10 protein-coding genes are annotated in these 13,501 nt (G+C 70.0%); 7 read left to right on the forward strand and 3 right to left on the reverse strand.

All coding sequences use genetic code 11. The features are described 5' to 3' along the window. The first annotated feature begins 273 nt into the window (after positions 1 to 273). Positions 274 to 4,344, forward strand: a complete 4,071-nt coding sequence (locus PV682_RS24000; RefSeq protein WP_319733160.1) for an SGNH/GDSL hydrolase family protein — start codon at positions 274 to 276, stop codon at positions 4,342 to 4,344. 643 nt (positions 4,345 to 4,987) lie between these two features. Here the strand turns inward: PV682_RS24000 and PV682_RS24005 are convergent. The 3 genes from PV682_RS24005 to PV682_RS24015 all read right to left on the reverse strand — a co-directional run bounded on the left by PV682_RS24005 (position 4,988) and on the right by PV682_RS24015 (position 8,295). Beyond that, positions 4,988 to 5,542, reverse strand: coding sequence for a hypothetical protein (locus PV682_RS24005; protein WP_319733162.1), 555 nt, complete (start codon positions 5,540 to 5,542; stop codon positions 4,988 to 4,990). A gap of 347 nt (positions 5,543 to 5,889) precedes the next feature. After that, complete coding sequence (locus tag PV682_RS24010) at positions 5,890 to 6,552, reverse strand: DUF4328 domain-containing protein (RefSeq protein ID WP_319733164.1); 663 nt, start codon at positions 6,550 to 6,552, stop codon at positions 5,890 to 5,892. Between the two features lie 108 nt (positions 6,553 to 6,660). Beyond that, positions 6,661 to 8,295, reverse strand: coding sequence for a beta-N-acetylhexosaminidase (locus PV682_RS24015; protein ID WP_319733166.1), 1,635 nt, complete (start codon positions 8,293 to 8,295; stop codon positions 6,661 to 6,663). Positions 8,296 to 8,410: 115 nt separating this feature from the next. Here PV682_RS24015 and PV682_RS24020 point away from each other — a divergent pair, with 115 nt between their 5' ends. The 6 genes from PV682_RS24020 to PV682_RS24045 all read left to right on the forward strand — a co-directional run bounded on the left by PV682_RS24020 (position 8,411) and on the right by PV682_RS24045 (position 13,448). Beyond that, complete coding sequence (locus tag PV682_RS24020) at positions 8,411 to 8,938, forward strand: 2-oxo-4-hydroxy-4-carboxy-5-ureidoimidazoline decarboxylase (protein WP_407705729.1); 528 nt, start codon at positions 8,411 to 8,413, stop codon at positions 8,936 to 8,938. Positions 8,939 to 9,205: 267 nt separating this feature from the next. Beyond that, on the forward strand, positions 9,206 to 9,586 hold the full coding sequence (gene sdhC / locus PV682_RS24025) for a succinate dehydrogenase, cytochrome b556 subunit (RefSeq protein ID WP_010351863.1): 381 nt from the start codon (positions 9,206 to 9,208) through the stop codon (positions 9,584 to 9,586). 5 nt (positions 9,587 to 9,591) lie between these two features. Then, positions 9,592 to 10,074 carry a succinate dehydrogenase hydrophobic membrane anchor subunit gene (locus tag PV682_RS24030; protein ID WP_055721466.1) on the forward strand — a complete coding sequence of 161 codons (483 nt, stop codon included), beginning with the start codon at positions 9,592 to 9,594 and terminating at the stop codon, positions 10,072 to 10,074. A 19-nt stretch (positions 10,075 to 10,093) separates the two neighbouring features. Continuing rightward, on the forward strand, positions 10,094 to 11,848 hold the full coding sequence (sdhA, locus tag PV682_RS24035) for a succinate dehydrogenase flavoprotein subunit (RefSeq protein ID WP_319733171.1): 1,755 nt from the start codon (positions 10,094 to 10,096) through the stop codon (positions 11,846 to 11,848). Next, positions 11,848 to 12,612 (forward strand): succinate dehydrogenase iron-sulfur subunit, encoded by a 765-nt coding sequence (locus tag PV682_RS24040; protein ID WP_055721464.1) that lies wholly within the window; start codon positions 11,848 to 11,850, stop codon positions 12,610 to 12,612. The genes sdhA and PV682_RS24040 overlap by 1 nt, the downstream gene beginning before the upstream one ends. A gap of 125 nt (positions 12,613 to 12,737) precedes the next feature. Next, positions 12,738 to 13,448, forward strand: a complete 711-nt coding sequence (locus PV682_RS24045) for a hypothetical protein (RefSeq protein WP_319733173.1) — start codon at positions 12,738 to 12,740, stop codon at positions 13,446 to 13,448. The last annotated feature ends 53 nt before the right edge of the window (positions 13,449 to 13,501 follow it).

Genomic DNA, 13,501 nt, shown 5'->3' on the forward strand with positions numbered 1-13,501 from the left:
CTGCCAATTCTTCCGAAATTTCGAACCAACCTCGTGCCGCGAGTCACCTGATATCCCCATCCCCTAGTGAAGGCCCCGTGAAGCTAACCGACGCCACAGATGAGGAGGTCAAGGAGGAGATAAAGAGATTGCGTGCATACGCCAAAGAGGTCAAAGCAAACCCAAAGGATCGGGAGGGCGGAAATCATCCGTCCCCTATGACCCGAAATAAGGAAAAGGCTCTCCTTATGGTGTGCGCATCAGACGCACTCGCCCGGCCGGGGGGAATTCCGCATGTCCGCACTACGAAGAGCCGTGACCCTGGCGCTTCTCGCACCGCTGGCCTCGGTGGGACTGACAGCAGTCCCCGCCACGGCCGACAGCGCCGCCCCCTTGCCCGGCGTCCCGGCCCCGCCGCTCACCACCACCCGCCCCGACGGCCCGACAGGCACCCAACTCCCGCCCGATGACTCGGGGTTGACGGCGACCCAGGAAACCGCGCTGGCCGCCGCACAGGCGAAGGCGTCCGCGAGCGGCACTCCGGTCACCGTCGACGCGCTCACCACCGAGACCTCCACCGCGCAGGCCAACCCGTCGGGAACGGTCACGTGGACGAACAGCCTGCTGCCGGCCCGCGTCCGGCAGAACGGCGCCTGGGTCCCGGTCGACGCCACCCTCCACGCCGACGCCGGCGGCTACAGCCCCGCCGCCTCCGCCGAGCCGCTCACCTTCTCAGGCGGCGGCACCGGCCCGCTGGTCACGATGACCGCCGGGAAGTCCCAACTCGCCTTCTCCTGGCCGACGTCGCTCCCCGCACCCACGGTCTCGGGCCCGACGATCACCTACCCGGACGTCCTCCAGGACGTCGACCTGCGACTCACGGCGGACACGACCGGCGGCTTCTCGGAGCTGATCGTCGTCAAGACGGCGACCGCCGCCGCGAACCCCGCCCTGGCGAAGCTCCAACTCACCACGCACACCACCGGATTGACGGTCACCGACGACGGCCACGACAACCTCCAGGCGGCCACGCCCAACGGCCAGGTGATGTTCAGCGCGCCGCAGCCGCTGATGTGGGACTCGACGACGACCACGAACACGGCCAAGGCCCGACTCCTGGCAGAAACAGGCGACTCGGGCACTGCCACCACGACCACCGGCCCCGCCCCCGGCGCCCGCACCGCCCACGTCGCCGACGACGTCACCGGCTCCACCCTCTCCCTCACCCCCGACCAGTCCCTCCTCACCGGCACCGCCACCCACTACCCGGTCTACATCGACCCCACCTGGAACCCCCACTACGCCTCCGGCGCCAAGCAGCACTACATCGAGACCCAGCAGGGCTGCCCCTCCGCGAAGAACTACGACTCCACCCAGTACGGCGACCCCGGCGTCGGCTACAACAGCTGGTCGGGCTGCATCGGCGTCGAACGCTCGTACTTCCAACTGGCCATCCCCTCCACGGTCTGGGGCACCCACATCGTCGCCGCGACCGTCGACGCCAAGGAGAACTACTCGGCCAGTTGCAGCCTCTCCGCCGACGTGAAGCTGTACCTCACGGGCGCGATCGGCGCCGGCACCACCTGGTCCAACAGGCCGGCCCTGTCCACCTACTTGGGCAGCAAGAGCTTCGGCCCAGCCTGCTCCAGCGAACCCTCGGGCGGCTTCTCCGTCACCTCGACGATCGCCAGGCTGGCCGCCGCGAAGGCGTCCAGCTGGACCTTCGCCCTGGTCAACAGCCAGGAGAGCAGCGGCGACGGCAACTACTTCAAGCGGTTCGCCAACAACCCCTCGATGTCCGTCGAGTACAACCACGTCCCGGCCAAGCCGAGCGCCCTGGCCGCCAAGTTCGGTACGCACTCGGCGGGTTGCGGCACGACAGCGCCGTACCCGGTGATCGGCAAGACTCTCGCGACGACCCCGCCCACCCTCAACTCGACCGTCACGGACGGCGACAAGGACGCCCTCGCGGCGACGTACAAGTACTGGGTCGGCAGCGGCACCGCGACCACCACGGCCAGCGCGACGGTCGCCAGCGGGACGAACGCGCCGAAGCAGCTGTCGTCCACGTTCATAAGCGGCCTCAAGACCGGGGACGTCGTCAACTGGAACGTCACCGCGAGCGACGGCAAGGACACCAGCGGCCCCTCCTCCACCTGCCACTTCACCGTCGACCTGACGGCCCCGGCGCCCCCGGACGTCACCAGCGCGGACGGCCTCTACCCCGAGGACGCGGCAGGCACGACGGCGGCGGGCACGGCGGGCCGCTTTACCCTCGCCACCGACAGCGCGGCCAAGTTCCTCTACCGCCTCGACGTCAGCCCGCCGACCTCGAACACCCCGGCGGCCCAGACCGTCACCGCCTCCGGCAACAAGGCGACCGTCACCGTCACCCCGCCCGCCCCCGGCACCCACACCCTGTACGTGTACGCGGTCGACGCCGCCGGGAACGTATCGGCGCAGCAGCAGTACCAGTTCACCGCGCTCGGCCACACCGGCACGACGTACCCGAGCCTCCAGGCGGCCTTCGACAACACCGCCGTCACCGACGACGCCCACCGCGCGGCCGGCGACGCGGACGGCAACGGCGCGACCTTCTCCCTCCAGGACCTCAAGGCGGCCGGCTGGCAGCCCGGCGGCAAAGTCACCGTGGACGGCGCCACGTTCACGCTCCCCTCCTTCGGCGCGACGGGCGGCGACAACGTCCTCGCGGCGAACCAGACCGTGCAACTGAGCGGCAGCGGGCGGGCGTTGGTGTTCCTCGCGTCTTCGACGTACGGGTTCGTCGGCTCGCAGCGGGCCGACGACGACGTCACCAGCCCCGCCGTGCCCGACGGCACCTCCGTCGGCGGGACCGAGTGCACGCTCGGCAACGGGCAGTACGAGGACTGCCTGGCCGGCGGCCCGGTCGGCACGGTCACCTACGCCGACGGCACCGCCGCCCAGCGGTACCACCTGACGGTCCCCGACTGGGTGTACGGCTCCCCGTCCCTGGCGGCGCTCACCCTGCCCCACCGCAATCACGCCGACGGCACCCAGGAGACCCGCTCCACGAACATCTACGCCTTCGCCGTCCCCCTCAAGGCCGGCGCCGCGCTCAGCTCGGTCACCCTGCCCGACCTCACCGACACGGCCCGCGTCGACGTGCCGGGGCTGCACATCTTCGGCATGGCGATCCGCGACACGACGGCCGCGCCGGGCGGCGCGCACTGGACGGGGGCATGGAGCGCGCCGAACGAAGGCGCGTTCAACTACGAGACCACCGACTACAAGGACCAGACGTTCCGCGTCACCGCCGCGCCGAGCGTCGCCGGTTCGAACATCCGCGTCCGCCTGTCCAACGCCCTCGGCCGTACCCCGCTGACCATCGACCACACCACCCTCGCCACCCAGTCCTCCGGCGCCGTCCCCACCGCGACACCGGCCGACCTCACCTTCGGCGGCGGCAAGGCGGTGACGATCCCGGTCGGCGGCGAGGTCTACAGCGACCCGGTGGCCTACGCGGCCACACCCGGCAAGCGCGTCATGGTCAGCCTGCACCTGCTGAACGACGCGCCCTACCTCGTCCAGCACAGCTGGGCCGCCGCGACCACCATGTACGTCAGCGCCGTCGGCTCCGGCGACCACACCGCCGACACGGCGTCCACGGCGTTCAGCGGGACGGGCACCACCTGGGGCTCGTTCACGGACGTCCTCACCGGCATCGACGTCGTCACCGACGCGAACCGCCCGACCGTCGCGGTCCTCGGCGACAACCTCGTCGACCCCTTCGCCGCCGCCACCAAGGCCGTCCTCGGCGCACCCCGCCTCGCCGATGCCCTCACCGGTCCCGCGTACGGTGTCGTCGGCACCGGCATCGAGGCCAACCGCCTCGCCACCGACCTCCCCGGACAGGGCGGCCCGGCCGTCCTCACCCGCCTCGACCGGGACGTCCTCGCCCTGCCCGGCCTCTCCACGGTCGTCGTCGACGAGGGCCTCCAGGACATCGTCTCCGGCACCGACGAGACCGGCCTCGAAGCCGCGTACGACGTCCTGCGCACCCAGCTCAGAGGCTGGGGCGTCAAGGTCGTCTTCACCACCCTCACCCCGTGCACCGGCTACGCCCCCTGCACGGCGCCGGCCGACGCGAACCGGGTCGGCACCAACACCTGGATCACGGACCAGTTCGACGCGAACACCCCCACGGTGGGCTACGCCGACACAGAGGCGGCGGTAGGAGTACCGGACACGGCGAGCACGGCGGACCCGCCCCCGCTGAACCTGAGCACCGCGGCCGACGCCGGGGACCACGTCAACCTCACGGCAGCGGGGTACGGGGCTCTGGCGGGGGCGATCGACGCGGGAGCGCTGGGGCCGGACGTGTAGGGGAGGGGCGGTGGGCAGGGCTGTACGCGCTGCCCACCGCCCCCGCGTTCACCTCAGGGCGGCGGGGAAGGTGCTCTCGGTTCGCAGGACGGCCGAGTTCGCGAGGCCCAGCTCCACGCGTTCCTCGGAATCTCCGGCTCGAAGACGGTGGGCCAGGAACTCCTGCATCCGCCGCGCGGTTCGAGGCAAGGGGCGCCGGACGCTGAGCAGTTGGGCTGTCCAGGAGATCTCGGCATTCAGTTGGACGATCAACTCCGAGCGGGCAGGCCCGGCGCACGGTCCGCGGCGGGGCGACCTCGCAGCGACCGCGCACGAGGAAGCAGCCGGTGGGCGAAGCCGTCGGCGGCCCACCGGCTGGGCAGAAGCTCACAGGGCAGGCCCCGGCCGGCGGCAGAGGTGCCCTTCGGAGGGGCGCACAGCAGTCGCCCGCTCGCTCGCCGGGCCGCCACCCCGGCGAACCGCCTGACGTCCCCCAGCGCGTCCTCGGCGATTCCCTCCGACCCCGGGTCCCCGAGCAGCCGTTCCAGGCAGGCGACCACCTCGGTGCCGACGCCCCCTCGCATCCTCCCGAGAGGCATCCCCGCTCGCAAGGTCGGCCAGCTTCTCGGTACGTCCCTCGGGCGCGGTCGTGGCCGCGCCCCCCTCACGACGCCTCCACCACCCGCCCCCGCCGCGAAACCACCGCCCGCAGCACCCGTCGCCCCTCGGTCGACACGTCCACCGCCCGCCGCAGCCCCGCGCCCCCGTGCGCCGCGACGACCTCCAGCACCGTGGCCTGGCGCCGGAGTTCGGCGACGACCAGTGGGGGCAGGCCCTCGGTGCGGCCGTCGCGGGGGATGTCGTCGGCGGTCTTCACGAGGTCGAGGAGGAGGTGGACACGGAGGGCGGCGAGGGAGCAGGTGTCGGCCCAGTCGCGCAGTGCCGGCCCCGTACGTCCGGCGGGTGCGGCGTCGAGCATCGCGCGGGCGAGGAGTACGGCGTCGTCCGCGGACTCCGCGGAGCCGTCCAGTTTCGACCGGACCTGCTGGAGGAGGGCGGGCCAGTCCTCGGGGTCGCCGCCGGGTGCGAGGTTTCCCCACAGGGGTCTCAGGGCCTCGTCGTCACCTCCCAGCAGGGACACGCACCGATCCAAACAAGCCAACCCGCTCGCGGCCAGCGTCAGTTCGTCGGCCCCCGCCAACAGTTCGACCAGGTTCATCGATGTCTCCCTCCCCTGGGCCCCACCCCCGTACGAAGCCCCTGTTTCCCTGTGGCGCCCCAGTCTCACAGGGCCACCGCCCGAAACGCCAGGGCAAACGGAACGGAGATTTCCGGCCAGAAGTGGCCGAGAGGGGGGTGGGAACGGCCGGAAAGCGAAAAGGGGCGGGGCGGGGCATATGCCGGGCCGATGCCCACAGTTCACCTGCCGCCCCGGTTCGCGGCTCAGCTACCACCCCGGTTCCCAGTCCGGCTGCCGCCCCAGTTCGCAGCTCAGCCACCACCCCGGCTCGCAGTCCGCCTGCCGCCCGCTCCACGGAACGACGCCCCGTCCGACACCGCCCCCCCTCACCCCACCGACAGCACAACCCCCCGAGGCCCCGCCATCGCCTTCTCGTTCTGCATCCGCGTGACCCGCAGCACCACAAGGATCGCCAGCACCCCCGCCACGACCCCCACCGCGTCCGTGACCATCGTCACCCCCGCGAACTCCCGCAGCTCCGCCGCCGTTTCCGCACGCCGGTACTTCACCCCCATCGCCCAGCTGGAGTAGATCGACAGCACCCAAGCCGCCCACCACGCGTCGACGAGTCCATGCGGCACGGTCCGGCCCAGCGGCGCGCTCGCCCGCCACACGTCGACCATCACCCGCCGCGGGAACCAGAGGTTGAGGACCGGCACGAACCACCCGCCGACGGTCCACCCCCGCGTCTTGGCGTGTCCCCCCGGCTCGAAGACCTCCGCGTTCACGCGGACCCGCCAGAACCAGCAGAGGTAGACGACGATGGCGGCCATCAGCGGGGGCGCCTGGACCACCGCCGCCAGGTCCTGCAACCGGTCCGCGTCCACCGCGGCTTCGACGTCGCCGATCCCGTCCGCGAGGTCGCCGTAGGCGCCGTACCGCACGCTCCCCACCCACACCGAGAACACCCGCGCGCCGACGACGGCCCCCAACAGCACAGCCGTGGCCCTCCCCAGCCACACCGGCGAACGCAACGAGACAACAGCCATGGAAATCCCCCCGAACCATAAGAAAAAGTCACGAGAATTCCGGGCCTCCCCAGACCCGGAACGCGCATTCTCGCACAGGAGCACAGGAGCACAGGAGCACAGCCCCCTTCAGCTCACCCGCCCCGCCAACTCCCGGAACCGCGCCCACGACAGGGCAGGTGTACGGGAGTCCCACAGCTTCTGCGAGACCGCCCGCAACGGCATCCGGATCCCCGCGGCGACCTGGGCCTGCGTCTGCGACTGGGACAGATCGCACCACACGGCGAAAACCCCGCCGAGAATCTGCGAGTCGTAGGCCGAGGAAACCGCGGTGGCCCCCCGCAGCACCCGAGGATTCCACTGCTCGTAGATCCGCTGCCCCGTCGGATAGACGAACGTGTTCGGCTCCCCGAGCACGTAATAGAGGAACTCGTCGTTGTAATTGACGACTTTCCGCCCGGCGGAAAGATACTCCACCGGTTTCCGCGCCCCGAGCTCCTTCCCGGTCCAGTACGCGACCTGGATGCCGTCGGCGGCCTCGACGGACGTCCCCCGGTAGAACCCGTCGTTCCAGGCCCGCACGGTCCGCCCGGCGACCGCCTTCGCGCGGTCGTTGAGCCACCCGGTGGCGAGGTCGGCGACGCCCGCGCCGGCGCCGTACTCGTTCCGCGCGGCGGCGGCGAGCTGGGAGTAGAGGGCGCCGGGGTTGGGCACGGTCAGGGCCTGGTACTCGTCGCCGCCGAGATGCCAGGAAGAGCCGGGGAACAACTCGGCGTATTCACGGAGCAGTTCGTCGACGATCTGCGCCGAGGCGGCCTTGGAGATGTCGACGGCGCCTTTCGTGGGCACGCCGTTCACATTCCGCAGCTGCAATTCCGGGTGCGCCGAGATGACCGCCCCGAGATGCCCCGGCGAATCGATCTCCGGCACGATCTCGATATGCCGGGACGCCGCGAGGGAGACGATCGACTTCACCTCGGCCTTGGTGAGATGAACCTTGGACACGACCTCCGGGTGCATATCGGAGGCGATCCGGAACCCCTGGTCGTCGGAGAAGTGCAGCCCGAGCTGATTGAACTTCAGATCGCCCAGCTCCCGCACCCGGTCCTCGATCCAGGACGCCGAGAAGTTCTTGCGCGCGATGTCGAGCATGAACCCCCGTACGGGCTTGGCGGGCCGGTCCCGCACGACCCCTTCGGGCGCCGCCCCGCTCCCGCGCACCTCCTGCTTCAGCGTCCGCGTCCCGTAGAACACCCCCGCCTCGGACGCCCCGCTGACGGTGACCTTCCCCCCGCTCACGGTCATGCTGTACGCCTCCGGGGGCCCGTCCTCGCCGAGTTCGAGCCGTACGTCGCCGTCCCGGCCGTCGCTCGCCTCACCCCCGTACGACATCCCCAGCTCCCCGGCGATCAGCCGCCCCTCGTCCGCGAGCCGGGAGTCGTCGACGACGACCCGGAAGGCGCGGTCGGGCCGCCACCCGGGCCCGCGCGCCGGGGTGTGGGAGGCGACGGCGGGAATGGTGCGGGGGGCGGTGGAGAGGGCGTAGGAGGAAGGGGGCCGGACGGAGCGGGAGGCACTGGGCGTACTGCCGCGGGAGGCCCGCGCTGAAGCCTCGGCCGACGCGTCGCCCCCGGACCCGGACGACCCGGACGAGGCCCACACCCCGACCCCCACCCCGAGCCCCACGGTCACGACGAACGCCCCGGCGACGACCGCCCCCCGCCGCCCGCCACCCTGCCGCTTGCCCCGCCTGTGCCTGCTCACGCCGTCAACCTACGACTCACGACCGACCACCCGTCGTCCACCACACGTTCCGAAACTCTCCCGATCGAGTGAAATTCGGGCAACTGTCGGACACACCACGACCACTCTCGATACGGTGACGCCACACCAGCCCCCCGTGACACGAGGACCACCGCTGCCCGCCCACCGCGTGGCCATACCGGCCCTTCCCGAACAACCATCACCTACGCACACCCGCCTCCCGGCGTTCAACAAGGCGCCCCTCACGGAGGCCCACACCACCCTCCTGTCCTGCCTCCACAGCGAGACCTGGGCAACAAGGGTGGCAACCCACCGCCCGTACCCGACGGTCGAAGCACTCCTGGCAGCGGCGGACGAGGCGGCGTACGACTTGACGAGGGGGGACTTGGCGGAGGCGCTGGCGGCGGAGAAAACGCCGCGACTCCCTGACGAAACGTACGCAGCAGCCAGCATGGCCCTCAGCGCCGCACATGCCGCGTACGAGGCGAAATTCGGTCATGCCTTCGTCGTCTGCGAAGACTCGCTGGACTTGGTCCTGGAAGCCATCCGATCACGATTGCTCAACGATCGGGAGGACGAACGGGTAGTGGCAGCGGAGGAACTCCGCAAGCTGGCAAAGCAACGTCTGCTGAACGCCCTCTAGGGGCGCGGGGCTGTATCGATGTGCGGCTACCGCCGCGTGAGCGCGACCAGCCCAAACGGCGCCGCACCCGGCACATAACAGCACCCACCACCCCAGATGCCCCACGGCTTCACCCATCCGCGTGCCACTTTGATCACACCGGTAGGCCCGCCGTAAACCCGCCCCCACCGCGTAGCTAACATGCTGGGGGCCGGTGGACCGTACCCGGCCGGGCCGACCGACAGCACAAGCCGGCAGGCCCCGAACCCCGCTCCCGGAGGGACTTCCGTGCCGGCTGGAACGCTGTACCGCGGCCGGGAAGGAATGTGGTCCTGGGTGGCTCACCGAGTCACCGGCGTCCTCATCTTCTTCTTCCTGTTTGTCCACGTACTCGACACCGCTCTCGTGCGTGTCTCCCCCGAGGACTACGACAAGGTCGTAGCCACGTACAAGACGCCGATCGTCGCGTGCCTTGAGTACGGCCTCGTCGCCGCCATCCTCTTCCACGCGCTCAACGGCCTGCGCGTCATCGCCGTCGACTTCTGGTCGAAGGGCCCGCGCTACCAGAAGCAGATGCTGTGGACGGTCGTCGGCCTGTGGGTCGTGCTGATGATCGGCGCGATCTACCCCGTCCTCGGCCACGCGGCCCGCGAACTCTTCGGGAGCTGACACCGATGGCCACCACCGAAACCACCGCGTCCGGCATCGGCCCCGTCGAGGGCGGTTCGCTGTACGACGTCGACAACCCGGCCCCGTACATCGAGGCCCCGCGCAAGCGCACGAAGAAGACCCCGAAGTCGACCCGGGGCAACTTCGAGCTGGTCGCGTGGCTGTTCATGCGGCTGTCCGGCATCGTCCTGGTCGTCCTGGTCATCGGGCACCTGCTGATCCAGCTCGTGCTGGACGGCGGCGTCTCCAAGATCGGCTTCGCGTTCGTCGCGGGCCGCTGGGCGTCCCCGTTCTGGCAGGTCTGGGACCTGCTGATGCTGTGGCTGGCGATGCTGCACGGCGCGAACGGCCTGCGTACGGTCATCAACGACTACGCGGAGCGCGCGAACACCCGGCTGTGGCTCAAGGGCCTGCTCTACACCGCCACGGTGTTCACCATCCTGCTGGGCACGCTGGTGATCTTCACCTTCGACCCGAACATCCGCTAGGCACGGGGCTGCGACCAACATGAAGATCCACAAGTACGACACCGTCATCGTCGGCGCGGGCGGCGCCGGTATGCGCGCGGCCATCGAGTCGACGAAGCGCAGCCGCACCGCCGTGCTGACGAAGCTCTACCCGACCCGCTCCCACACGGGCGCAGCTCAAGGCGGCATGGCCGCCGCGCTGGCGAACGTGGAGGAGGACAACTGGGAGTGGCACACCTTCGACACGGTCAAGGGCGGTGACTACCTGGTCGACCAGGACGCCGCCGAGATCCTGGCGAAGGAGGCCATCGACGCCGTCCTCGACCTGGAGAAGATGGGCCTGCCGTTCAACCGGACGCCCGACGGGACGATCGACCAGCGCCGCTTCGGCGGGCACAGCCGCAACCACGGCGAGGCGCCGGTGCGCCGCTCCTGCTACGCGGCCGACCGCACCGGTCACATGATCCTCCAGACGCTGTACCAGAACTGCGTGAAGGAGGGCGTGGAGTTCTTCAACGAGTTCTACGTCCTCGACCAGCTGATCACCGAGGTCGACGGGGTCAAGCACTCCGCGGGCGTCGTGGCGTACGAGCTGGCGACCGGCGAGATCCACGTCTTCCAGGCGAAGGCCGTGATCTACGCGTCCGGCGGCACCGGCAAGTTCTTCAAGGTGACGTCCAACGCGCACACCCTGACCGGTGACGGGCAGGCCGCCTGCTACCGGCGCGGGCTGCCGCTGGAGGACATGGAGTTCTTCCAGTTCCACCCGACCGGCATCTGGCGCATGGGCATCCTGCTGACGGAGGGCGCCCGCGGTGAGGGCGGCATCCTGCGCAACAAGGACGGCGAGCGCTTCATGGAGAAGTACGCGCCGGTCATGAAGGACCTCGCGTCGCGTGACGTCGTCTCGCGCTCCATCTACACGGAGATCCGTGAGGGCCGCGGCTGCGGTCCCGAGGGCGACCACGTCTACCTCGACCTCACGCACCTCCCGCCGGAGCAGCTCGACGCGAAGCTCCCGGACATCACCGAGTTCGCGCGCACCTACCTCGGCATCGAGCCGTACACGGACCCGATCCCGATCCAGCCCACCGCGCACTACGCGATGGGCGGCATCCCGACGAACGTCGAGGGTGAGGTGCTGAGCGACAACACGACCGTCGTCCCGGGCCTGTACGCGGCCGGCGAGGTCGCGTGCGTGTCGGTGCACGGCGCGAACCGTCTGGGCACCAACTCGCTGCTGGACATCAACGTGTTCGGCCGCCGGGCCGGCATCGCGGCGGCCGAGTACTCCCAGGGCGCCGACTTCGTCGAACTCCCGGAGAACCCGGCGCAGTTCGTCGTCGACCAGGTGGAGAAGCTGCGCGCGTCGACCGGCACCGAGCGGGTCGCCGTGCTGCGCAAGGAGCTCCAGGAGACCATGGACGCGAACGTCATGGTGTTCCGGACCGAGCAGACGATCAAGACGGCCGTCGAGAAGATCGCCGAGCTGCGCGAGCGGTACAAGAACGTCTCGGTGCAGGACAAGGGCAAGCGGTTCAACACGGACCTCCTGGAGGCCATCGAGCTGGGCAACCTGCTCGACCTGGCCGAGGTCATGGCCGTCTCCGCGCTGGCCCGCAAGGAGTCGCGCGGCGGTCACTACCGCGAGGACTACCCCAACCGCGACGACGTCAACTTCATGCGCCACACCATGGCGTACCGCGAGGTCGGCGACGACGGCACGGACTCGATTCGTCTCGACTACAAGCCGGTCGTGCAGACCCGCTACCAGCCGATGGAGCGTAAGTACTGATGGCAACTCCCGTTCTGGACAAGGTGGAGGCGGAGGCCGCGGCCTCGGACCACCTCATCACCGTCACGTTCCGCGTCCGCCGGTTCAACCCGGAGGTCTCGGCGGAGGCGGTCTGGGAAGACTTCCTGCTGGAGATCGACCCCAAGGAGCGCGTCCTCGACGGCCTCCACAAGATCAAATGGGATCTGGACGGCACGCTCACGTTCCGCCGCTCCTGCGCGCACGGCATCTGCGGCTCGGACGCCATGCGGATCAACGGCAAGAACCGTCTTGCCTGCAAGACCCTGATCAAGGACATCAACCCGGCCAAGCCGATCACGATCGAGCCCATCAAGGGCCTGACGGTCCTGAAGGACCTGGTCGTGGACATGGAGCCGTTCTTCCAGGCGTACCGCGACGTCATGCCCTTCCTCATCACGAAGGACACGAACGAACCGACCCGCGAGCGCCTCCAGACGGCCGAGGACCGCGAGCGCTTCGACGACACGACGAAGTGCATCCTCTGCGCGGCCTGCACGTCCTCGTGCCCGGTCTTCTGGAACGACGGCCAGTACTTCGGCCCGGCGGCGATCGTCAACGCGCACCGCTTCATCTTCGACTCGCGCGACGAGGCCGGTGAGCAGCGCCTGGAGATCCTCAACGACCGTGACGGCGTGTGGCGTTGCCGCACGACCTTCAACTGCACGGACGCCTGCCCGCGCGGCATCGAGGTCACGAAGGCGATCCAGGAGGTGAAGCGAGCGCTCATCACGCGCCGCTTCTAGCTTCTCGGTACGCCCCACTGGGCCCCGTTCCTCCGGTCCGCGCACCGGAGGGCGGGGCCCCGCGTGTTGGCCTGATAGGTCAACTCACCTTGATCTGCTTGAGAGTTCAAGCCAGACTCGGGCGCATGGCAATCCTGAGAAAAGCGGCGACGGCCTCACTGGCCCTCGCAGCCGCGCTCTTCGCGATACCCCCCACTGCCGCCTCGGCCTCCCCCGCGTGGACGACGGAGACGTCCGCCGGCAGCACGATCACGGTGGTGCCCAGCACAAGTGGCCGCCCCGGCAAGGAACTTCTCTTCCACACCGAGGGCAACGGCAAGGCGTTCGTCGTCCTGCCGCTCAAGCACCTTCCGGCGAACAGCCTCTGGGCCCGGGTACGGGTGAAGCTGGGCGCCGTCCCGATCCAGCCGGACTGGGCGCACTGGACGCTCGCGGAGGCGTCCGGAAGCGATTCGCCCACGCTGGTACGGCCGTTGGGCGGCCAGTACGCGCCCACCGACAAGGGCAACTTCTACGGCGTCGGCTCGGACCTGGGCGTGACCGGCGACTGGACGAACTGGCGGACCTCGGCGCCGGCCGCCGCGGGCGTCTGGCAGTGCCTGGAGTTCCACCTCGACGCGTCCGACAACAAGGTCACGGTGTACTTCGACGGGGTCGAGAACCCCGACCTGACCGTGTCGACGAAGAACCACGGCGGGACCGCCGACGACTTCGTGTTCCCCACGTTCGACAAGCTGAAGCTGGGCTGGCAGCTGTACCAGGCGAACCCGAGCCCCTCGTCGTACGACGTCCGGATGGCCGACATCGCGGTGGGCCCCCGGCGCGCCGGCTGCTGATGAAGCCCGGCCGAGTCCGGCCGAGCCCGTAGGACCGCGGAGGGGTCCGCCCC

Origin of the sequence: Streptomyces niveiscabiei, assembly GCF_033794345.1 — a bacterium.
GTDB lineage: Bacteria > Actinomycetota > Actinomycetes > Streptomycetales > Streptomycetaceae > Streptomyces > Streptomyces niveiscabiei.

Excerpts from the sequence above, each read along its gene's own strand:
- PV682_RS24000 (WP_319733160.1), top strand. The coding sequence starts at position 274 with ATGTCCGCACTACGAAGAGCCGTGACCCTGGCGCTTCTCGCACCGCTG.
- PV682_RS24005 (WP_319733162.1), bottom strand. The coding sequence starts at position 5,542 with ATGAACCTGGTCGAACTGTTGGCGGGGGCCGACGAACTGACGCTGGCC.
- PV682_RS24010 (WP_319733164.1), bottom strand. The coding sequence starts at position 6,552 with ATGGCTGTTGTCTCGTTGCGTTCGCCGGTGTGGCTGGGGAGGGCCACG.
- PV682_RS24030 (WP_055721466.1), top strand. The coding sequence starts at position 9,592 with ATGGCCACCACCGAAACCACCGCGTCCGGCATCGGCCCCGTCGAGGGC.
- sdhA (WP_319733171.1), top strand. The coding sequence starts at position 10,094 with ATGAAGATCCACAAGTACGACACCGTCATCGTCGGCGCGGGCGGCGCC.
- PV682_RS24040 (WP_055721464.1), top strand. The coding sequence starts at position 11,848 with ATGGCAACTCCCGTTCTGGACAAGGTGGAGGCGGAGGCCGCGGCCTCG.
- PV682_RS24045 (WP_319733173.1), top strand. The coding sequence starts at position 12,738 with ATGGCAATCCTGAGAAAAGCGGCGACGGCCTCACTGGCCCTCGCAGCC.